The 20,444-nt window shown below is 71.0% G+C and carries 20 protein-coding genes; 8 read left to right on the top strand and 12 right to left on the bottom strand.

The window, feature by feature from the left end; genetic code table 11:
- Positions 1–64 precede the first annotated feature (64 nt).
- The 6 genes from fmdA to ABGB01_RS37115 form a co-directional block, all read right to left on the bottom strand.
- Positions 65–1,312, bottom strand: coding sequence for a formamidase (gene fmdA / locus ABGB01_RS37140; RefSeq protein ID WP_347778255.1), 1,248 nt, complete (start codon positions 1,310–1,312; stop codon positions 65–67).
- Between the two features lie 80 nt (positions 1,313–1,392).
- Positions 1,393–2,061, bottom strand: coding sequence for an AmiS/UreI family transporter (locus tag ABGB01_RS37135; protein WP_347778254.1), 669 nt, complete (start codon positions 2,059–2,061; stop codon positions 1,393–1,395).
- A 586-nt stretch (positions 2,062–2,647) separates the two neighbouring features.
- Positions 2,648–3,397, bottom strand: a complete 750-nt coding sequence (locus tag ABGB01_RS37130; protein ID WP_347778329.1) for an amino acid ABC transporter ATP-binding protein — start codon at positions 3,395–3,397, stop codon at positions 2,648–2,650.
- 41 nt (positions 3,398–3,438) lie between these two features.
- Complete coding sequence (locus tag ABGB01_RS37125; protein WP_347778253.1) at positions 3,439–4,353, bottom strand: amino acid ABC transporter permease; 915 nt, start codon at positions 4,351–4,353, stop codon at positions 3,439–3,441.
- Complete coding sequence (locus ABGB01_RS37120) at positions 4,350–5,300, bottom strand: ABC transporter substrate-binding protein (RefSeq protein WP_347778252.1); 951 nt, start codon at positions 5,298–5,300, stop codon at positions 4,350–4,352. The genes ABGB01_RS37125 and ABGB01_RS37120 overlap by 4 nt, the downstream gene beginning before the upstream one ends.
- 14 nt (positions 5,301–5,314) lie before the next feature.
- Complete coding sequence (locus tag ABGB01_RS37115; protein ID WP_347778251.1) at positions 5,315–6,883, bottom strand: amidohydrolase; 1,569 nt, start codon at positions 6,881–6,883, stop codon at positions 5,315–5,317.
- Positions 6,884–6,993: 110 nt separating this feature from the next.
- Here ABGB01_RS37115 and ABGB01_RS37110 point away from each other — a divergent pair, with 110 nt between their 5' ends.
- Positions 6,994–7,869, top strand: a complete 876-nt coding sequence (locus ABGB01_RS37110) for a LysR family transcriptional regulator (protein WP_347778250.1) — start codon at positions 6,994–6,996, stop codon at positions 7,867–7,869.
- A gap of 143 nt (positions 7,870–8,012) precedes the next feature.
- On the opposite strand, the gene ABGB01_RS37105 is transcribed toward ABGB01_RS37110, so the two are convergent.
- The gene (locus ABGB01_RS37105; RefSeq protein ID WP_347778249.1) at positions 8,013–8,240 is read right to left on the bottom strand and encodes a hypothetical protein; all 228 of its coding nucleotides are present in this window, start codon (positions 8,238–8,240) and stop codon (positions 8,013–8,015) included.
- A gap of 93 nt (positions 8,241–8,333) precedes the next feature.
- The gene (locus tag ABGB01_RS37100) at positions 8,334–9,824 is read right to left on the bottom strand and encodes an MDR family MFS transporter (protein ID WP_347778248.1); all 1,491 of its coding nucleotides are present in this window, start codon (positions 9,822–9,824) and stop codon (positions 8,334–8,336) included.
- A 315-nt stretch (positions 9,825–10,139) separates the two neighbouring features.
- Between ABGB01_RS37100 and ABGB01_RS37095 the strand changes: the two genes are divergently transcribed.
- Together ABGB01_RS37095 and ABGB01_RS37090 are read left to right on the top strand one after the other, a co-directional pair.
- Positions 10,140–10,319 carry a hypothetical protein gene (locus tag ABGB01_RS37095; RefSeq protein ID WP_347778247.1) on the top strand — a complete coding sequence of 60 codons (180 nt, stop codon included), beginning with the start codon at positions 10,140–10,142 and terminating at the stop codon, positions 10,317–10,319.
- Positions 10,304–10,435: a hypothetical protein gene (locus ABGB01_RS37090; RefSeq protein WP_347778246.1), complete on the top strand. Its 132-nt coding sequence runs from the start codon at positions 10,304–10,306 to the stop codon at positions 10,433–10,435. Before ABGB01_RS37095 ends, ABGB01_RS37090 begins: the two co-directional genes overlap by 16 nt.
- A 39-nt stretch (positions 10,436–10,474) precedes the next feature.
- Here ABGB01_RS37090 and ABGB01_RS37085 read toward each other — a convergent pair whose 3' ends face one another.
- A complete protein-coding gene (locus ABGB01_RS37085) occupies positions 10,475–11,347 on the bottom strand; it encodes an SDR family oxidoreductase (protein ID WP_347778245.1) in 873 nt (290 codons plus the stop codon).
- Between the two features lie 116 nt (positions 11,348–11,463).
- Between ABGB01_RS37085 and ABGB01_RS37080 the strand changes: the two genes are divergently transcribed.
- Both ABGB01_RS37080 and ABGB01_RS37075 read left to right on the top strand, forming a co-directional pair.
- A complete protein-coding gene (locus tag ABGB01_RS37080) occupies positions 11,464–11,967 on the top strand; it encodes a MarR family transcriptional regulator (RefSeq protein WP_347778244.1) in 504 nt (167 codons plus the stop codon).
- A gap of 35 nt (positions 11,968–12,002) precedes the next feature.
- Complete coding sequence (locus ABGB01_RS37075; protein WP_347778243.1) at positions 12,003–12,857, top strand: PHP domain-containing protein; 855 nt, start codon at positions 12,003–12,005, stop codon at positions 12,855–12,857.
- Between the two features lie 81 nt (positions 12,858–12,938).
- On the opposite strand, the gene ABGB01_RS37070 is transcribed toward ABGB01_RS37075, so the two are convergent.
- Positions 12,939–13,901, bottom strand: a complete 963-nt coding sequence (locus tag ABGB01_RS37070; protein ID WP_347778242.1) for an AraC family transcriptional regulator — start codon at positions 13,899–13,901, stop codon at positions 12,939–12,941.
- 82 nt (positions 13,902–13,983) lie between these two features.
- Here ABGB01_RS37070 and ABGB01_RS37065 point away from each other — a divergent pair, with 82 nt between their 5' ends.
- Together ABGB01_RS37065 and ABGB01_RS37060 are read left to right on the top strand one after the other, a co-directional pair.
- Positions 13,984–14,820: an NAD(P)H-binding protein gene (locus ABGB01_RS37065; RefSeq protein WP_347778241.1), complete on the top strand. Its 837-nt coding sequence runs from the start codon at positions 13,984–13,986 to the stop codon at positions 14,818–14,820.
- 33 nt (positions 14,821–14,853) lie between these two features.
- Entirely contained in the window at positions 14,854–15,282 is a 429-nt protein-coding gene (locus ABGB01_RS37060; protein WP_347778240.1) for a pyridoxamine 5'-phosphate oxidase family protein, read from the top strand.
- A gap of 32 nt (positions 15,283–15,314) precedes the next feature.
- On the opposite strand, the gene ABGB01_RS37055 is transcribed toward ABGB01_RS37060, so the two are convergent.
- On the bottom strand, positions 15,315–16,529 hold the full coding sequence (locus tag ABGB01_RS37055) for an MFS transporter (RefSeq protein WP_347778239.1): 1,215 nt from the start codon (positions 16,527–16,529) through the stop codon (positions 15,315–15,317).
- A complete protein-coding gene (locus ABGB01_RS37050) occupies positions 16,526–17,614 on the bottom strand; it encodes an alkene reductase (RefSeq protein WP_347778238.1) in 1,089 nt (362 codons plus the stop codon). The genes ABGB01_RS37055 and ABGB01_RS37050 overlap by 4 nt, the downstream gene beginning before the upstream one ends.
- A gap of 49 nt (positions 17,615–17,663) precedes the next feature.
- On the opposite strand from ABGB01_RS37050, the gene ABGB01_RS37045 reads away from it, so the two are divergent.
- The gene (locus tag ABGB01_RS37045; RefSeq protein ID WP_347778237.1) at positions 17,664–20,417 is read left to right on the top strand and encodes a LuxR C-terminal-related transcriptional regulator; all 2,754 of its coding nucleotides are present in this window, start codon (positions 17,664–17,666) and stop codon (positions 20,415–20,417) included.
- Positions 20,418–20,444 lie beyond the last annotated feature (27 nt).

The following is a 20,444-nucleotide window of genomic DNA, read 5'->3' as shown; positions in this document are numbered from 1 at the left end:
GCCGCATTATTAAGGAGCGGCCCCCGGGCGATATCCCGGAGGCCACCCCCGCGCGTCATGGCGGTCAACTCGTCACGGCGCACTTCCCGCGATCCTGGCTGGCGGGTCCTTTCGCGTTCGGGCGTACGTCGAAGTCGAAGATCGCGGTGGGCAGGTAGAGCGAGCAGCACGCGTTCGGGATGTCGACGATCCCGCTGACCCGCCCCTCGATCGGTGCCGCGCCGAGGAGCAGATAGGCCTGTTCGCCGCTGTAACCCCACCTCTTGAGATACTCGACGGCGTTGAGGCAGGCCCTGCGGTAGGCCACCGTCGCGTCGAGGTAGTAGTTGGTGTCGGTGTCGTGGTCCACCGAGATGCCGATGAACGACAGGAACTCCGAATATCTCGGCTCCACGTTTCCCGGCATGAAGAGCGGATTGGTGGTGACCCCGTACTTCTCCATGCCGCCCTTGATGAGGTCGACGTGGAAGTCGATGTAACCTCCCATCTCGATCGCCCCGCAGAAGGTGATCTCCCCGTCACCCTGGCTGAAGTGCAGGTCACCTCCCGACAGCTTGGCGTCGGGCACGTGGACCGGGTAGAAGACCCGGGCTCCGCGGGTGAAGTTCTTGATGTCGTGGTTGCCGCCGTTCTCCCTGGCGGGCACGGTACGCGCTCCTTCGGCGGCGATCCGCTGGGCCACGTCGCCGGTCGCCGTGCCGGCCACGACGTTGTCGCTCAGCGGTGGCAGGCCGAGCGGCGGAACGCGCTGCGGGTCGGTGTCGATGAGCGTCTGCTCCCGGCGGTTCCAGCTGCTCAGCAGGTCGGCCGATGGCGCCGTGCCGAACAGTCCCGGGTGGGTGATGCCGGTGAAGCGAACCCCCGGCAGGTGGCGGGAGGTCGCGACCTGACCGTGGAAATCCCAGATCGCCTTGTAGGCGTCGGGGAAGTAGTCGGTCAGGAATCCGCCGCCGTTCGCCTTGGCGAAGACGCCGGTGTACCCCCATCCCTGTCCTGGCGCCTCCCCTACCTGCTGGGGAACCGGGCCGAGGTCGAGGATGTCCACGACGAGCAGGTCTCCGGGTTCGGCGCCCTCCACCCCGATGGGCCCGCTCAGCATGTGCGCGAGGGTCAGGTCGACATCGCGTACGTCGTTCGCGGAGTCGTTGTTGCCGATCTGGGCGTCGGTCCATTCCCGGCATTCCATCCGGAACTCGTCTCCGGGGCGTACCATCTCCACCACCGGAATGTCCGGGTGCCAGCGGTTGTGCCCCGGGACCTCCTGGTCGCGCATCGGCTTCGACTGGTCGATCTTGAAGATTACCTTCGGCATGATGCATGCCCTTCTTCTCGCGGATGGCTCCTTCCTGGCTGGGCGTGGGCCTCACCTCTCTTCCGCCTCGGCGGGCTCCGTCAGGTCCATCGCGGGCGATGCCGGCGCTCGCCCTCCGGCCTCGACCGCTCCTCCGCCTCGTCGGGCGCCGCGCCGGCCGGCTCCCCGTGCCGCGTCAGCGGCCACAGGCCGGCGAACACCACCACGCCGAACACGGCGAGGATGATCGCGAAGAGCCTGGTGTCGCGCCAGTAGCCGGCCAGGGTCATGTAGGCGGGGATCGCCGCCGTGACCCAGCCCTGGATCGCCGTGACCCAGCCGGTGTACCTCGTGATCCGCGTACGTTTCAGTCCGAGCAGCACGAAGAACAGCGCCCACAGGAACGACCAGTAGAGCCAGATGACGCCGAAGGCGGGATCGCCGAGGATCCGGAAGTTGGCGAAGGAATAGCCGAGCGCCATGACGGCCACGAAGAGCGAGAAATAGCCGACCCCTGTGCTGTCGAAGCCGCCGAGCAGGTTGATGCCCACATAGAGATAGGTGAATCCGAACAGGTAGATGCCCGACGCGCCGAGCACCACGGCCGCGTCGGCGGGATTGAGGATGACCAGCACGGTGGGCGTGATCACCTGCAGCGCTCCGACGAACAGGTTGAACACTCCGGCCGCTTTCGGTTCGACCTTTCCCAGGAGCATCAGACCGTTGAGGAAGAGTACCGCCCCTACGTAAAGCAGTCCGACGGCTCCCATATCCGGCACCTCCTCGTGTCAGTACGGGTGGTCGCGTCCGCCGGATGCCACGCCGCCGGCGAACGCGACGTCTGCTGGCTGTTTCAAGGCCGAGGAAGACGCGACAGTGCCGGGTGCGACGGCGGTTGCCACCGCCGCCCCGGAGGCACGCGCGTGACCACCTCGGGCGCTTCCCTGCTCTGCTCCTCTCGGGTCAGGGCGGCGGACGTCGCCGGGGAAAGCCGGGTGAGGTTCGGGACGGTGAAGAAGCGGCGGGCCGGAGAGCGGCACACCGGACACTCACGGACCGCCTCGGCGGTCCCTATCGGCAGGCGCACCTCGAATTGCCCGCAATCCAGACAGCGGTACGCGTACGTTGCCATGGACATCCCCGTAAAAGATCGGGATTCTTTTCACGGCGCTACCCCGCGTGCGGCGTAATGCCGATATCTCCAGAAAACCTCTAGAAGATTCGCCGTGTCAAGGTCTGCGCCCTGGCCCTGCACGAACAAAAAAGGCCTTGTCCGCGCACGGCCCGCCATTTATCTCTATGCAGAAAAATAGCCGTCTCTTAAAACGGTCATGACGCTGTGCAGACGGACGCCCTCTACCGTAGGCCCTCCTTGGGGCCGAGCACGCTGGACAGGAACGCTCTGGTACGCGCCTGGCCCGGAGCGGCCACGAGCTCGCCGGGCCGGCCCCGCTCGACGGCCACGCCGTCGTCGAAGAAGGTCAGCCAGTCGCCGACCTCCCTGGCGAAGGCGATCTCGTGGGTCACCACGACCATCGTCATCCCGTCGGCGGCCAGCCCCTTCATGACCTCCAGAACCTCGTCCACCAGCTCCGGGTCCAGGGCGGACGTCGGCTCGTCGAACAACATCAGCGCCGGGTTCATCGCCAGCGCCCTGGCGATGGCCACCCGCTGCTGCTGGCCGCCCGAGAGCTGGTGGGGTCGCTTGTGAGCGTGGTCGGCCAGTCCCACCCGCTCCAGGTGCTCCATCGCCAGCCCTCGCGCCTTGTCCGCCGGGCTGCCCAGCACGTGGACGGGCCCGCAGGCCACGTTCTCCAGCGCACTCTGGTGGGCGAACAGGTTGAAGCGCTGGAACACCATGCCGATGTTCCGTCGGAAGGCGGCGAACTCCTTGGGCGTCCAGGGGTGGTACCTGCCGTCGCGCAGGGTGTGGCCGACCTCCTCCCCGAGCACCCGCAGGCTGCCGCCGAGCACCGGCTCGAGACCGTTGACGCAGCGCAGGAACGTGGACTTGCCTGACCCCGACGGGCCGATGACACAGCTCACCTCGCCCGCGGACACGGTGAAGTCCACGCCGTTGAGCACCTGCACGTCGCCGTAGCTCATCCGGACGCCGGTGGCCTGCACAACCTGCGTCCCCGGCGCGGTCACGCCGCCGCCTTCGGCAGGACCCTGGCCGCCAGGCCGCCGCCGCGGACAAGACGTACGGCGTCGGAACCGAACCGGCGCTCCAGCCTCCCCTGCAGGTAGGTCGCCACGGCGGTCATGAGCATGTACCACAGGCTCGCCACGATCAGCAGCTCCATGATCAGGTTGTTGGCCTTGTAGATCTGGCTGGCGTTGGTCATCAGGTCGTGCCCGGCGACCACGTACACCAGCGAGGTGGTCTTCAGCATGGAGATGAACTCGTTGCCCGTCGGCGGGATGATGATGCGCAGCGCCTGCGGGAGCACGATGACCCGCATCCGCTTGCCGGGGGTCATGCCCAGTGCGTACGCCGCCTCTGTCTGCCCCTTGTCGACGGCCTGGATGCCGGCGCGCACGGTCTCGGCGAAATAGGCCGCCAGGTTCAGCCCCAGGCCCAGCATGGCGGAGGTGAAGCCGGTCATCACCTCGTTGGTGTCCCACTTGAGGCCGATCATGGTGAACGGGATCTTCAGCACCAGCTCGGGGAACAGGTAGGCCAGGTTGTACCAGAAGATGAGCTGCACCAGGACGGGCGTGCCGCGGAAGAACCAGATGTAGCCGCCGGCCAGCCCGCTCAGCACCGGGTTGTACGACAGCCGCATGATCGCGATCAGCACGCCCAGCACCAGCCCGAGAACCGTCGCCACCACCGAGATCTCGATGGTGACCCAGACCCCGGCCAGGATGCGGTCGTCGAGCAGATATTCGGCGACCTTGCTCCAGTCGAGGCGAGGGTTGACGACGACCAGGTAGGCCAGCCAGCCCGCGACCGCCAGCGCGGCGGCGGCGCCCACCCAGCGGCCCCAGTGCAGGGTGCGCGCGACGGGTACGGGGGTGCCCGTCCCGTCGGGGATCGGCTCGGTCCGCACGGTCACTTACCGCCGTTGACCGTGGCGGACTCGACGGCCAGCTTCTCCAGGTTCCACGCCTTGAGCACCTTGCCGTACTCGCCGCTCTCAATGAGGGAGTTCAGTGCGCCCTTGACGGACTCGATCAACTCCTTGTCGTCCGGCTTCATGCCGATGCCCCACAGGCTCTCCGTGCCTTCGAGCGCGATCCCCTCCACGCCGAGCTTGGGGTCGGCGGCCTTGTAGGTCGTCACCACGTAGTCGGTGATGCTGGCCTGCGCGCGACCGCCGCCGACCTGGAGCAGGGCCTCCTGGTCGCCGGGGAACTTCAGGATGGTCAGGCCGCCCTTGCCGGCCTTCTCGCAGTCGGCGTCGTACTGTTCGGCCAGCGCGAGCGAGGAGCCGTTGTCGACGACGGAGACCGTCTCGCCGCACAGGTCGTCAGGCCCCGAGATGCCCGCCGGGTTGCCCTTCTTGACCAGGAGTCCCGCGCCCGCCCGTACGTAGTCGACGAACGAGAGCTTGCCCTGGCGTTCGGCGTTGTCGGTCATCGAGGAGATGACGAAGTCGTAGCGGCCGGTGAGCACGCCGGGGATCTGCGAGTTGAACTCCTCGTCGGTGATGGTCACCTTGACGCCGAGCTTCCTCGCGATGGCCCGGGTCAGCGAGGGGTCGAGCCCGATCGCGGTCTTGCCGTCGGAGGCGTACAACTCCATCGGCGGGTAGCCGAGGGAGGAGACGACCTTCAACCCGTCGGTCTTCAGCCGGGCGGGCACCTTGGCGGCGAGCGCCTGGTCCGGGGTGATCGCGTTGATCACGTCGGCCGCCTTGTCCTCGGCGGGGGCCTGGTCGAGCACGACGGGCGCGGCCGACTGCTCGGCCTCCGCGCCGGAGTCGAGGGGCTCGGCGCCGCAGGCCGTGGCGGCGACGAGCAGCGCACCAGCAGCGAGCAACGTACGGATCCGGGTGTTCACTGGGGGGTTCTCCTTCAGCTTCGCTGCCAGCGGACTTCGCCGCCGACGACGGTGGTCATGACCTTGGTGCGCAGCACCGCGTCCGGTGACTCCCGGTAGGGGTCGGTGTCCACCGCGATGAAGTCGGCGAGCTTGCCGGGTGCGAGCGTGCCCTTGCGCTCTTCCTCGCCCGCCGCGTAGGCCGCGCCCAGGGTGTGAGCGGTGATGGCCTCGGCCATGCTCAGCCGCTGCTCGGGCTGCCAGCCGCCGGGTGGCGTGCCGTCGGGGCGGGTACGGGTGGCGGCGGCGTGAAGTGCGGCGAACGGGTTGGGATGCTCCACGGGGGCGTCGGAGCCGAAGGCCAGGGCGACGCCGACGTTCAGCATCCCGCGCCAGGCGTAGGACGCCACCCCGTGACCGGCCAGCAGCGAGTCGACCAGGTCGATGTCGCTGGTGCAGTGCACGGGCTGCATGGAGGCGGCGATGCCCAGCCGGGCCATCCTCGCCAGGTCCGCGGGCCGCAGGTGCTGGGCGTGCTCGATGCGGTGCCGCAGGCCGGGCGTGCGGCCGATGGCCTCGTAGGCGTCGATGACCAGGCGGTTGGCCCGGTCGCCGATCGCGTGCGTGGCCACCGCGATGCCTGCGCCCGCGGCCCTGCCGAACAGCTTGACGAGGTCGTCGTACGGCGTGACCGCGATGCCGGCGTTGCCCTGATCGCCGGCGAAGGGTTCGCTCATGTGGCAGGTGTGCGAGCCGAGCGCGCCGTCGCTGAAGATCTTCACTGGTCCCGTGCGGATCCAGTCGTCGCCCTGCCCGGTGCGGCGCCCCTCCTCGATGGCGGCCTCCAGGTGGGTCGCCGGGATCGCCTTGTGCACGCGCAGCTTCAGCCGGCCTGTCTCGCGCAGCTCCAGGTAGGCCGCCCGGCAGTCCTCGCCGTCGATGTCGTGCACGCTGGTCAGGCCGAGCCCGAGCAGTTCCTCCTGGGCGGCGCGGAGCCGGTCGGTCAGGTCGGCGGAGACCATGAGGTGGCGCAGCGGGTACGACGCCGACTCGCGCAGGATGCCGGTCGGCTCCCCGTCGGCGTCCCTGACGATCTCGCCGCCAACCGGGTCGGGGGTGCCGGCGTCGATGCCGACCAGGCGCAGGGCCGCGGAGTTGGCCCAGACCGTGTGGCCGTCGACGCTGGGCAGCGCGACCGGCAGGCTGGGGCAGACCGAGTCCAGGGCGTACCTGTCCGGCTGGACGGGCGGGTCCCAGGTGTTGCTGTTCCAGCGGCCGCCGAACAACCAGGCGCCCGGTCGCAGCCGGGCGGCGTGCGCGGCCACCCTGGCCAGGGCCTCGTCCAGGGAGCGCACGTCGCGCAGGTCGACCGCGTCCAGGCTCAGGGCGTACTGGGCGGTGTGGATGTGGGCGTCGTAGAGGCCGGGCAGGACGGCGGCGCCCTCCAGGTCGATCAGCTCCGCACCCGGCCCCGCCGCCCCGCGCACGTCCGCCTCGCTGCCGACGGCCAGCAACGTCTGGCCCTTCACGGCCATGGCCTGGGCCAACGGGTTCTCGCCGGCTCCGGTGCGGATGGCGGCGTTGCGGTACACGCGGATGCTCATGGGACTCTCAGCGGGTCGGAAATGTGATGGGCCTCACTGTAGGAGTAGCTAATTGCAGGTGGAAGTGCTACAAACACGACATTTAGCGCTTCTGAGGGTAAGGGCTGCTGATGCTGAAGCCGGAGCACCTGCGCACTCTCCGTGAGGTCGTGCAGCGGGGATCGTTCGCGGCCGCCGCCAACCGGCTCGGGTACACCCCCTCCGCCGTCTCCCAGCAGATGGCCGCCCTGGAGCGGGAGATGGGCGTGACGCTGTTCGAGCGCTTCGCCCACAGCGTGCTGCCCACCAGCGCCGCCGAGGTGCTGGCCAGGCACGCGGAGGTCGTGCTCATCGACATAGAGCGCATGATCTCCACCGTCCAGGAGGTGCACAGGAACAGCGAGCGGCAGATCCGCCTGGGCATCTTCCCGAGCTTCGCCGACGTGCTGACCGGCGTCCTGCGCGACATGGAGCCCGCCGACCGCGCCGCCATCCGGCTCTCCGTGGCCGAACCCTCACAACTCATCCCGCGCCTGGGCGCAGGCGGCGAACTGGACGCGGCCATCGTCTACCAGGTGGGCAACTCCGGCCTGTCGTGGCCGTCATCGCTGGGCCGGCGGTGGGTCGCCGAGGACCGCTACAAGGTCGTCCTGCCGCGCGGCTGGCCCGACCTGGCGCCGTACCGGGTGGAGCAGTTCGTCGACCTGCCGTGGATCGTGCACCATCCGGCGAGCAGCGACGCGTCCTTCTTCGACGGCGTGTTCGCGCGCTGGCGGTTGCATCCGAGGGTGACCTGCCACTCCGACGACTTCAAGATCACACTGGCCATGGCCGAGGCGGGGCTGGGCGCGGCGCTCGTCCCCGACCTCGCGCTGCGCGATCACGGCCGGGACATCGTGGTCGCCGACGTGCCATGGCTGAACACCAGCCGCAGCATCTTCACCCTCGTCCGCCCCGACCGCGAGACCGCCCGCCTGCAGTCACTCCTGGACGCGCTGGCCGTCTGACCACCCCCGCCGCCGCTACGCGCCGAGGCACAGGAGATCTGCGCCGAGGCCGCCGACATCACCAAGTCGACGTGGCGGATCTTTCTCGCGCAGGTCGAACGCTGACGCGCCGCGTACCCGCGAAGAACGCCCCGCCCCGCGCGTCACCCCGTCGGGTTCCCCGGACGGCACAGTTCTCCTGGTGTCAGGCCCGCTTTCCCGCTCCCCAGAACAGCGGCCCAGAGGTAGGCGGTCCCGTCCATGAGCCGGCGCTGGATGGTCACGGACTGCTCGCCCTCGATCAGCTCGTCGGCGGTCCGGTAACTGTCGTCGACGAAGAACACCCGCCCGTCCGGCTTCAGGCAGTCGGCCACCAGCGACCAGAAGGACACGAAACGTTCCGGCAGAACGTGCGACAGCCAGAACCCGAAAAGACGACGTCGTAACGGCGCTCCGGACGCCAGCGGAACAGGCCGGCACCCGGCTCAGGCCTGCGATCGGCTGGGCTCCTCGATCTCGCCGGCGTTGTCGTCTCGGGCCTCGTCTCGGGCCTCGGCTCGGGCCGGGAGAAGCAGGGCGGTGACCACCACGAGCACGGACAGCACCGCGCCGATGATGAAGGCCAGCCGCATGCCGCCGAGGTTGGCGAGCACCTCCGTGACCCCCTCGGACCGCAGGGCCTCGGCACGCGCGCTCATCACGGTGATCACAAGCGCGGTCCCCATGGCGGCGGCGACCTGCTGCAGCGTGCTCAGGATCGAGCTGGCGTGGGAGTAGAGCGACGGCGGAACCGCGCCGAGGCCGAGGGTGAACACCGGGGTGAAGGTCGCGGCCAGGCTCACCATCAACAGCGCGTGCAGGCCGAGGAGCTGCCAGATCGGCATGGTCATCGTGACCTGGGTGAAGCCGATGAGCGCGAACATGATCCCGACCGCGCCGGGGATGACCAGGACCCGGCCGCCGAACCGGTCGAACAGACGGCCGACGGTCGGACCGAGCAGCCCCATCGCCAGGCCGCCCGGCATGACGAGAAGCCCGGTCTCCAGGGCGCTGAGCTGGCGGACGTTCTGGAGGTAGAGCGGCAGCAGGATCATCGAGCCGAGCATCGCCATGAACGACACCGACATCATGATCAGTGCGACCGTGTAGGTGCGGTGGCGCAGGGTGCGCAGGTCGAGCAGCGGCACGCCCCGCTTCTGCAACGACAGCTGCCGGACGACGAACACGGCGATGGACGCCAGGCCCGCGACCACGATCGCGGCCGCGACGCGCACGTCACCGCCCTCGAACCGGCTGAGCCCGTAGACCAGCCCGCCGAAGCCCGCGGCCGCGGTCACCACGCTCAGCCAGTCGACGGTGCCGAACCGGGGCTCCCCGACGTTCTTGAGCTGCCTCAACCCGCTCCACGTGACCACGGCGGCGATGGGGAGCACCACGGCGAACAGCAGCCGCCACGACCCGAACTGGAGGATCACCCCGGAGACCGTCGGGCCCATCGCGGGCGCCACCGAGATGGCCAGGCTGACGTTGCCCATCACCCGGCCCCTATCCTCCTCGGGCACCACCTGCATCAACGTGGTCATCAGCAGCGGCATCATCACGGCCGTCCCGGACGCCTGGATGATGCGGGCGGCAAGCAGCACCTCGAACGACGGCGCGACGGCGGCCAGCGCCGTGCCGGCCAGGAACAGGCCCATCGCGACGGTATAGGCGCTGCGGGTGGACACCCGCTGCAGGAACCATCCGGTGATCGGGATCACCGCGGCCATGGTCAGCATGAAGGCGGTCGAAAGCCACTGCGCGGTCTGCTCGGTGATGTGCAACGCGCTCATCAACTGCGGGATCGCGTTGATCATGATCGTCTCGTTGAGGATGACCACGAACGTGGCCAGCACCAGCAGCCGGATCACGGGCGGGGTGCGACCCTTGACGGCGGTCGCGGAGGTGGCGGGTGAGTCGAGCAGTGGGCCGGGCACGATACCTCGATCGGGGTTGTCGGGAGTGACATCGTCGCGGCTGGCATCCCAGCCTCGGGTCTCACAAGAAGTTGTGGTCATACACAGATTGACCTGCGCCACCGACAAAACTCATCGACCGCGCCCAACATTCCGACAAGTGCCACAAAATGTCACCCGATTTTCCGCGGCGCCCGATGACGACCTCCAAGCCGCGCCACGTCTCACCCCATGACCTGTGCCGGCTCCCCGAACAGGGCTGCGCCACCACGGCGGCGAGCACCCCGCACGGGCATCGACGCCGCACACGCACGGTTCGTCTCCGAGCGGGAGCTCATGCGCAACGAGTACGCCACGGTGCCCCACCTCGCGAAGATCGCCCCGTTGATGCCACGCGTCATCGCGGCCGACTGGACGCACGAGTTCGTCGGCAGGGACTACATGGTGCAGACCCTGCTCGACGGCGTTCCTGCCGCCGAAGGGCTGCGTACCCCGCGGCGGTGTGGCGGTCGCTGATCTATGAGATTCGCCACCTCGGGGCCGTCCGGCTGGAGCGCCACCGTCTCGGCAACCCCGGCGGGGTCGGGGACTCGTACGACGCCGTGGCAGCCGTGCTGGCAGAGCTCACGTGAAGCAGGCCGCGCAGCGGGCCCCGTGATCACCTGGGCGCGCTACGCGGCGAACGCCGCCACGTGGTCGCGGGCGAAGTCGGCGAAGCGCCGGGGCGGGCGGCCGACGACTTCCTCGACATCGGTCGTCGTGAAGTCGCCGAAGCCGGAGCCGAGCGCCTGCCCGTACTCGACGAGCATGCCGGCGAGCCAGTGGGGGATGCCGCCGGCGACCATGCCGGCGTGGGCGTCTTCCGCGCCGGCGGCGACGTAGTGGATCGTCCTGCCGAGCACCTGCCCGAGTTGTTCGGCCGCCTCGGCGTAGGACAGCGTCTCGGGCCCGGACGGCGTGTAGATCCTGCCGTGGTGGCGTTCTGGCTCCGCGCGCAGGATCTGGGCGGCGACGTCGGCGACGTCACGCAGGTCGATCATGCCGAGCCGGCCGTGCGCCATGTTGAGGGAGAAGGTCGCGTCGTGGGCGATGCGGCCGGCCTGCCAGAGCAGGTTCTGCATGAAGGCGTGCGGGCGCAGGATCGTCCAGCGCAGGCCGGACGCCTGCAGTTCGTGGTCGGACAGGGCGTGCAGGCGCCCGTTGCGGGTGGGAGCGTCGTAGGCGGCGCCGATCGCCGACAGGCGCACGACTCGTTCCACGCCGGCCTGGCGGGCGGCCCACACCGCGTTCATGCTGTTCTCGGGCGCTCGGGGGTCCATCGCGGTCAGCAGCCACAGGTCGTTGACCCCCTTGAAGGCGGGCGGCAGTGTGCTGGGGTCGCCCAGGTCCCCGACGACGACCTCGACGCCGCGTCGTTCCAGCGCGCCGGCCTTGGACCGGTCGCGGACCAGCGCCCGGAGGGCGAGGGCGGAGCCTTGGAGGGCATCGAGCAGTCCGCTCGACACGCTGCCGGTCGCCCCGGTGATGAGGACTGTGCGGCTCATCGTCCGTCCTTTCGCGAAGGGTTCCCTGCCCGTGCGGGTCAGGGTCTCGGATGCACGATAGTCCCGATATGTGACTATCACAAGATGTGACTAGCACAGAGTGGTACTATACGGGCGTGACGCACGCTCCCGAAGGCGAACGCAGCCGGATGATCACGCAGGATCCCGACCTGGGGATCCTCGCCGCGCGGTTGTTGTTCTCGTTGCAGCGGGAGGTCTTCGCGCGGCTCGCGGAGAGGGGGCACGGCGAGGTGAGCCCGCGCCACGGGGCGATCCTGGCCTACCTCGACGCGGGCGGCGTCCGCGCGACGGAGCTGGCGCGGCTCTCGGGCCGGCACAAGCAGATCGTCGGCCGGCTGGTCGACGAGCTGGAGGCGCTCGGTTATGTGGAGCGCCGGCCTGATCCGGCCGATCGCCGCGCGAAGCTCGTGGTGCCGACCGAACGCGGGCTCGACGAGCAACGTCACGCGGATGAGATCATCGCCGACATCGAGCGCCGGCACGCCGGCACGATCGGCGAGCCCGCCTACGCGCAACTGCGACGAGCGCTGAAGGCGATAACCGACGAGACCGCGGCCGGGCCGGACCAACAGGACGACTCCAGATCAACGCCCGGCTGAATCCGTGGGCACTGGACGTGACGGGTCAAAGAGCGGTGAGATTCACGATGTTGCCTGCGGACAGCCACACCCACAGCGAGTGGTCCTGGGACGCCCCGTCAGGGTCGATGGAGCGCTCCTGCACGCGGGCGGTGGAGCTCGGGCTGCCGGCGATCGCCTTCACCGAGCACGTCGACCACACGGTCTGGACGGTCACGCTTGATGCCCTCGCTCCGGACGACCACCTCGCGACCCTGGCCACGCAGGAGGGGCTGCTGACACCTCCGGCCTTCGACGCCAACGGATACCTGGAGGCGATCGAGCGGTGCCGGGAACGGTTCCCGGCTCTTCGCATCCTGAGCGGCCTGGAACTGGGCGAACCCCACTGGCACGCCTCCGCCGTCGCGAAGGTGCTCGGAGCCGGACCGTTCGACCGGGTGCTCGGCTCCCTGCACTGCCTCCCCGCCGGCGACGGCTTCGCCGAACCACCGGGCCTGTACGAGCGCCGGGCCGCGGCCGACGTCATACGGCAATACCTGGCCGAGATCGTCGGCCTCGTCACCGGCAGCGACGCGTTCTCCGTGCTGGCCCACATCGACTACCCGCTGCGTTACTGGCCGGCGCGGGAGGCCGGGCCCTTTGATCTGCCGATGTTCGAAGAGGAGTTCCGGCACGCGCTGCGGATGACCGCCCGGTCGGGCAGGGCGCTCGAGATCAACACGCGCATTCCGCTGCACTCGGCCATCCTCACGTGGTGGCACGAAGAAGGCGGGGAAGCGGTCACGTTCGGCAGCGACGCCCACGACCCCGCAGCCGTCGCCCTCGGGTTCCGGGACGCGGCGGACATGGCGCGGGCTCACGGGTTCCGCCCCGGGCGAGACCCGTACGACTTCTGGGCGCGTGTGGACTGACCGCCCTGAAGAGGTCGTCTACGTGATGACGTTCCGCACGTCGACGACATCGCCGGTCAGCATGCGCTCGGCGACCGCAGGTCACGGGGGCGGGCCGGCCGGCTCGGGAACGACCGTGCCGGTGCGCCGGAACTCGCTCGGGCTGACGCCTCGGGTCCGCTTGAACGCCGCGCTGAACGCGAACGCGTCGGAGTAGCCCACGGCGTGGGCGACCTCGGCGACGGTCGCCGCCTCGCGCTCGGCCAGCAGGTCCGCCGCGAGCGTCATGCGCCAGCGGGTGAGGTAGGTCAGCGGCGGTTCGCCCACCAGGTCGGCGAACCGCTTCGCCAGGGTGGAACGCGACACCCCGGCCCTGTCGGCCAGCGAGGAGACCGTCCAGGGCGCCGCCGGTTCGGCGTGCAGCAGGCGCAGCGCGTCGCCGACCACCGAGTCCCGCTGGGCGGTGTACCAGGCCGGCGACCCGCCGCCGGGCCGGTCGAAGTAGTCGCGCAGCGCGCAGACCAGCAGCCAGTCCAGCAACCGGTCCAGGACCACCTGCTGGCCCGGAGTGTCGGCGGCGACCTCGGCGGCGAGATGGTCGAGCACGGCGTCCGCCCCGCCGCCGGAGGCCACGCGCAGCACGACGGGCAGCGCGTCCAGCAGCCTGCGGCTGATCTCGCCGCGCACCGGGTAGGCGCCGACGATCAATGTCGTCGCGCCGTCACCGGAGTCGCCGCAACTGTCGTTCCAGCCGAGCCGGTGCCGGGTCCCACCCTGCTCGGGCGTCGCGCAGTGCTCGCCGCACGCGATCGGTTCGGCCCGGGTGCCGACCTCGTCGACGAAGGTGAACGGCTCGGGACCCCGTACGATGACCGTCTCGCCGGCGCGGAGCTGTTCGGGCGGGCGGTGCTCCGGCACGATCCAGCCCGCCCCGCCGAGAACGGTGCACAACGTGAGCGGAGCGCCGTCCACGAAGTGCAGCGCCCAGGGCGGCGAAAGGGCCGAACTGCCGAACAACGAGCCCTGGGCCCGCATCCCGCGGAAGAGGTCACTGAAGGCGTCCACCTCACCGAGGTTAGACGATGACACATGCGATCCGGCTTCTTACCCATGGATTCGTCCGAGCGGACGCCGTTGAATCGTTGTCATGAGCAACGACACCACCCTCGTTCTCGGCGCCACCGGCAAGACCGGCCGGCGGGTCGCCGCCCGGTTGCGGCTCCACGGCACGCAGGTGCGCACCGCCTCACGATCCAGCGCGACGCGCTTCGACTGGTCCGACCCCGGCGGCTGGGGTCCGGCCCTGCAGGACGTCACCGCCGCGTACGTGGTGCCTCCGCCCGTGCCCGGACCGGTGCACGAGTTCGTGGCGCGGGCCGTGGCCGCCGGCGTACGGCGCCTGGTCCTGTTGTCCGGGCGCGGCGCCGACACCTGGGGCGAGTCCACGTTCGGGCTGGACATGCGCTCGGCCGAGGACGCCGTACGCGGCTCGGCGCTGGAATGGACGATCCTGCGGGCGTCGAACTTCGACCAGAACTTCGACGAGGACCTCTTCCACGCCCCGCTGGTCGCCGGCGAGCTGGCACTTCCGGCCGGTGCGGTCCCCGAGCCGTTCATCGACGTGGAGGACGTCGCCGACGCCGCGGCCGCGGTGCTGGCCCAGCCCGGCCGGCACGCCGGCCGGACCTACGAGCTGACCGGGCCGCGCGCGCTGACCTTCGCCGAGGCGGCCGAGCTGATCTCCCGGGCGTCCGGGCTGCCCATCACCTACAAGCAGGTCTCCCCCGCGGAGTACACCGCGGCGCTGGTCGAGGAGGGCTGGGGCGTGGACGACGCCCGCCACGTCGCCGAGATGTTCGTCCTGATGGAACGCGGGCAGTTGGCTGAACCGACGGACGACGTCGCCGCCGTGCTGGGGCGCGCTCCCCGGACCTTCGAGGACTACGTCGTACGGGCCGCGGCATCGGGAGCCTGGCGGCCCTGACCCCTCCACCATCACGATTCAGAAAGGCCCGCCATGAGCACCGCCACCAGCCGGCTGACCGCCGAAGACCTCGAACTTCTCGTACGCCCCCTGCACGGGTTCCTGACCGTGGCCGGGGGAACGCAGCCGCCACAACCCCGGCCCGTGTGGTTCGAGGCCACAGAGGAGGGGACGATCCAGCTCTTCACGGAGCCGGACTCCCTGAAGGTACGGCGCCTGCGCCGCGACCCCCGGGCCTCGATCGTCGTCGCGGCCCCGGTGGGTGAGCGCGAGCGCTGGGTGTCCGTGGCCGGCCGCGCCACGGTGGAGGCCGAAGGGGCGCGCGACCTCGGTGCCCGCCTCGCCGCCCGCTACTGGGACCTCGACGACCCGACCCGGGCCGACGATCTCGCCGTGATGCTGTCCGGCGACCTTGTCCGCATCGTCATCCACCCGGAGACCGTGCACCGCTACCCGCACTGACCGTGCCGCCGCGTGCCCTCCCGTTCGGGATGTCAGCCGACCAGCAGCGTGGCGATGGCCGGGCCGAAGGCGGCGCCGAGCAGGTAGAGCAGGTTGAACAGGCCCATGGCCGTGGACCGCTCCCCATCGGACACGGCCGCGGCGGCCCGGGTCGCGAAAGCCCCCTGCCCGGAGGCCGCCGCGAGTGACGCCAGCGCCTGGGCGGCGAGGAGCAGAGCCCAGGCGCCGCTCACGGCGGCCAGCACCACGCCCGTCGCGCTCAGCGCGGCGAACACCACGACAGGAACCATCAGTCCGCTGCGGGCCGTGACCATGATCATCAGGTAGGACGCGAGGCCGCCGAACAGCAGCGGCCAGGTGATGGCCAGCCCCACCTGCCCGCTGCTCCAGCCCGCGTTCTGGACGAACAGCGGCGGCAGCGCGTACATCATCCCGAAGTTGACGACCGCCAGCAGGAACGCCAGCCCGGCCGCGACCAGGAACGTCGGAGTTCGCACGACCTCGACCGGCACGAACCCGTCCGGCCGGGCGCGCAGGCGCAGCGCGAGCAGCACCCCGGCGGCCACCGCCGCGCCGCCCGCGGGCAACCACGCGTGCGGCACGAACACCAGCGCCGTGACCAGAGCGGTCAGCAGCACGGCCCCGGCCAGGTCGAACGTCGTACCGGACAGCGGCGTGACCGGCCGCCGGCGCAACACGAGCGGCACGGCGATCACGCTGAGCGCCGGGAGCGCCAGCGTAGCCCTCCAGCCGAGCGTGCCCGCGACCACGTCACCGGCGAGCGGGGAGGCCGCCCCCACTGTCGCCAGCGACGCCGCGACCAGCCCCATCGTGCGCGGCGAGCCGGCGATGCTCATCGCGATGGTGGTGAGGCCGGCGGTGCCCAGTCCCTGCAGCGCGCTACCGGCCACGAGGAACGGCAGCGCCGGGGCCACCACCACCAGCGCCGCGCCCAGCAGCACGAGCGCGGCGCCCGCGAGCAGCGCCGTACGAGCGCCCCGGCGGCGCTGCAGGCCGGCCATCAGCGGGGTCCCCACCGCGATCGCCCACCCGAAGGCGGTGACGATCCAGGTCACCGCGCCGATCGTGACACCCAGGTCGTACGCCGTGTCGGCCAGGATCAGGCTGGGCCCGGCGATCCCGAAGGACAACGGGCCGGCCATCATCGCCAGCCACGCTCCAGGAATCCCGCGGGCCGGGTGCGAGGCGGCGGGACGGAGGTCGCCGGTCGCCGGGTGCGCGCTCATGGGGCGACCGACGCGGTGAGCGCCGGGTAGTCCGTGTACCCGCGGTGGTCGCCGCCGTAGAAGGTGGCGGGGTCGGCCTCGTTGTACGGTCCGCCGGCGGCGACACGTACGTGCAGGTCGGGGTTGGCCAGCCAGAGCCTGCCGAACGAGATCGCGTCGGCGAGCCCGGAGCGCAGCGCATCCGTCCCGTCCTCGACGGTCGCGGCCCCGTCACCGTCTCTGGGATGGGGGTTGAGCACGAGCGTCCCCGGCCACTCGGCGCGTAGCAGCTTGGTGATGTCGCGCGTGTCGTTCTCCGAGACGTGCAGGTAGGCCAGACCATAGGGAGCCAGCGCGCGGGCCAGCTCGGTGTAGAGCACGTCGGAGTCGCTCTCGTCCATGCCGTTGTAGGTGATGCCGGGCGAGACGCGGATCCCGGTGCGGGCCGGGCCGATGGCGTCGCTCACCGCGCGTACGACCTCCTCGGCGAACCTGATGCGGCGCTCCACAGATCCGCCGTAGGCGTCGGTACGCCGGTTGGTGTTGTCCGACAGGAACTGGTGGATGAGGTATCCGCTCGCCCCGTGCAGCTCGACCCCGTCGAACCCGGCGGCCATCGCGTACCTGGCCGAGGCCGCGAACTCCTCGATGGCGCGGGCGATGTCCTCCATGGTCATCTCTCGCGGGGTGGGCAGGTCGAGCAGCCCGCCGGGGGTGTAGAGCCGCTCACCGGAGGGGACCGGCGACGGCGCCAGCGGCAGCTCGCCTCCCGGGTACAGGTAGGGGTGCCCGATCCGCCCCGCGTTCATGAGCTGCACGAAGATCCGCCCACCACGCCGGTGCACCTCGTCGGTGACCCGCCGCCAGGCCTCAGCCTGCTCCGGCGTGTGCAGGCCCGGCGTGTCGATGTACCCCTGTCCGAGCACGCAGGGCTGCGTGCCCTCGGTGATGATCAGTCCGGCGCCGGCGCGCTGGCCGTAGTATTCCGCGGTCAGCTCGTCCACCAGGCCGTCGCGGAAGGCGCGGCTGCGGGTCATCGGGGCCATGAGAAGGCGGTTGGACAGGTCCAGCCGGCCTACGGTCACAGGTTGCAGCAGTTCGTTCATGCCTCGACGGTAGGAACGAGCGCTTACGGGCCGAATCGGTAAGGTTACCGTGATTACGTACGGGTGGTCGGCGTACGTACGTACGGATCGGGGGCGCTTGGTGCTGTACGGCAGGGCGGTCGAGCAGGCCTCCATCCAGGCCCTCGTCGATGCCGCGCGCGCCGGACGCAGCGGTGGCCACGTGTTGCGCGGAGAGCCCGGGATCGGCAAATCCGCGCTCCTGGACTGGGCCGCCGGCTACGCGCAGCGAGCGGGCCTGCGGACGTTGCGGGTCACCGGCATCGAGGCCGAGGCCGACCTGGCCTTCGCCGGCCTGGTGCAGTTCCTGTGGCCCATGCAGGACCGGATCGGCACGTTGCCCGGCCCTCAGGCCGACGCGCTGCGCGCGGTTCTCGCGCTGGACGACGGACGGCAGGGAGCACCGGACCGGTTCCTGTCCGGGCTGGCCGTGCTGACCCTCCTCGCGGAGGTGGCCGAGGAGGGCCCGCTGCTCTGCCTGGTGGACGACGCGCAGTGGCTCGACCAGGCCAGCGCCGACGCGCTGCGCTTCGCCGCCCGCCGCCTCAGCGCCGAGGGTGTGGCGATCCTGTTCGCCGCGCGGGAGGATGGCTTCACCGCGACCGGGCTGCCCGAGACGCCACTCTCGCGCCTGTCCCCGGCGGACGCGGCATCGTTGCTGGCGGACCGGGGGCTCACACCGGCCGTACGGGAGCAGGTGATCGAGGAGTCGGCGGGCAACCCGCTGGCGTTGATGGAGTTCTCGGCGGCCCAGCGGCCCTACCACTCCGCGGCCGGGCCGATGCCCGTGCCGGACCGGGTGCTGGCCGCGTACCGGTCGCGGATCGCCGTCCTCCCGGACAGGACCCGCCTGATGATGCTGACGGCCGCCGCCGAGGCGCGCGGGCATCTGCCCACCCTGCTGAGCGCGGCCGAGACGTTGGGCGTCGGCCTGGACGACCTGGCGGAGGCCGAGCAGGCCGGGCTGGTCGACGTCACCGCCGCGGTCGTGACGTTCCGGCATCCGCTGATCAGCACCGCCGCATACCAGGGAGCGCCGCTGGCGCAGCGGATCCTCGTACACGAGGCACTGGCGCGCGCGGCCACCGACGACGACTGCCGGGCCCGGCATCTCGCCGCCGCCACGACGTCCCCGGACGAGAAGGTCGCCGAAGAGATCACTCGCGCGGCTGAGCGCGCCCGCGGCCGCACCGCGTACGCCGCCGCGGCCGGCCTGTACGAGCAGGCCGCGCAGCTCACCCCGGAACCGCGAGTACGGGCGGCCCGGCTGGGCGAGGCGGCCTGGCTGGCGCTGTCCGCGGGACACGCCCCCCAGGCCGCGGACCTGGTCGGACAGGCCGAGTGGCTGGTCGCCGGCCCGAAGTCACCGGCGGTGCTGGCACCGGTACGGGCGGCGGTGGAGTTCGAGCTGGGCGAACGGCGGCTGGCGGCCCGGGTGCTGGTCGAACGTTCGTCGGACGCCGGCCCGGAGCAGGCCGCGCTGATGTTGCGCGCCGGCGCCGGTTACGGGTGGTTCTGCGGCGACCGGCAGGCCATTCTCGACGCGGCCGAGCGGCTGTGCGCGCTGGGGCGGCACGACCCGATGGTGTCCGGGATGGCGGCTCTCGTGCGGGAGGACTACGCACAGGGGTTGCCGTTGCTCGCGGAGTTCGTGGCCGGCGCGCGGCAGGCGGCGCCGGACGCGTGGCGAGCGGCGCGGGACCTCCCTTCGGGCGCGCACCGGTGGCGGCCCGATGACGAGGTCCTGACGATGGCCTGGGGCGCGTTCTGCGCGATGATCATCGGCGCGGACGCCGCCGCCACGGAGCTGGCACAGGCCGAGGTGGCCCGCTGCCGCCGGCACGGCCTCGTCGGCGCGCTGCCGCAGGTGCTCCAGGACCTCGCCGGGGTGCAGGTGCAGGAGGGCCGGCACCGCGAGGCCGAGGCGTCCGTCGCCGAAGCCGTCCAGCTGGTCCGCGACATCGGGCTGGAGCACCGCGTACCGAGGCTCAACTCCGTGCTGGCGCGGGTCGCCGCCATCGAGGGCGACGAGGAGCGCTGCCTCCGGCTGGCCGGGGACGAGCCCAACACCGGCGGCATGGCGGGCACCACCGCGCTGAGCCTGCTCGACCTCGGGCTGGGCCGCCATGCCGCGGCGCTCGACCGTCTGGAGGCGGCCGCCCGCGGCCCGCTGCGGCACGCCTCCGGCCTGATCAGCGCCGGCGCCGACCAGGTGGAGGCGGCCGTCCGGCTCGGCGAGCCCGAACGGGCGGCCGAGCCCCTGCGCCGCCTGGAAGCATGGGCGCTCGCCGGAGAACAGCGGTGGGCACAGGCGGTGAGCGCCCGCTGCCGGGCCCTGGTCACCGACGACGAGGCCCACTACCTGCGCGCGCTCGAGGCACACGAGGAAGCGGGCCGGCCGTTCGAACAGGCACGCACCCGGCTGCTCTACGGCGAATGGCTGCGAAGGGCCAAGCGGCGCAGCGACGCCCGGGCGCCGCTGCGCTCGGCTCTGACCGTCTTCGAACGGCTGCACGCCACGCCGTGGGCCGAACGGGCGCGGGCGGAACTGCACGCGACCGGGGAGACTCTGACGCGAGCCGAGCCCACGGCCGCCAACCCCGTGGAGCGGCTCACCTCACAAGAGCACCAGGTCGTCCGCCTGGCAGCCGACGGCGACACCAGCCGGGAGATAGCCGCACAGCTCTTCCTCAGCCCGCGCACGGTCGAGCACCATCTCTACCGCGCCTTCCGCAAGCTCGGCGTCCGCTCCCGGCGTGAGCTGAGCCGCATCGACCTCTCCTGACGGTCTGAGCACATCCGGACGACATAG

The organism is Nonomuraea sp. B5E05 (genome assembly GCF_039880665.1).
Classification (GTDB): domain Bacteria; phylum Actinomycetota; class Actinomycetes; order Streptosporangiales; family Streptosporangiaceae; genus Nonomuraea.
Note: the sequence above shows the minus strand (reverse complement) of the source record. Positions and strands in the feature narration are given on the sequence as shown.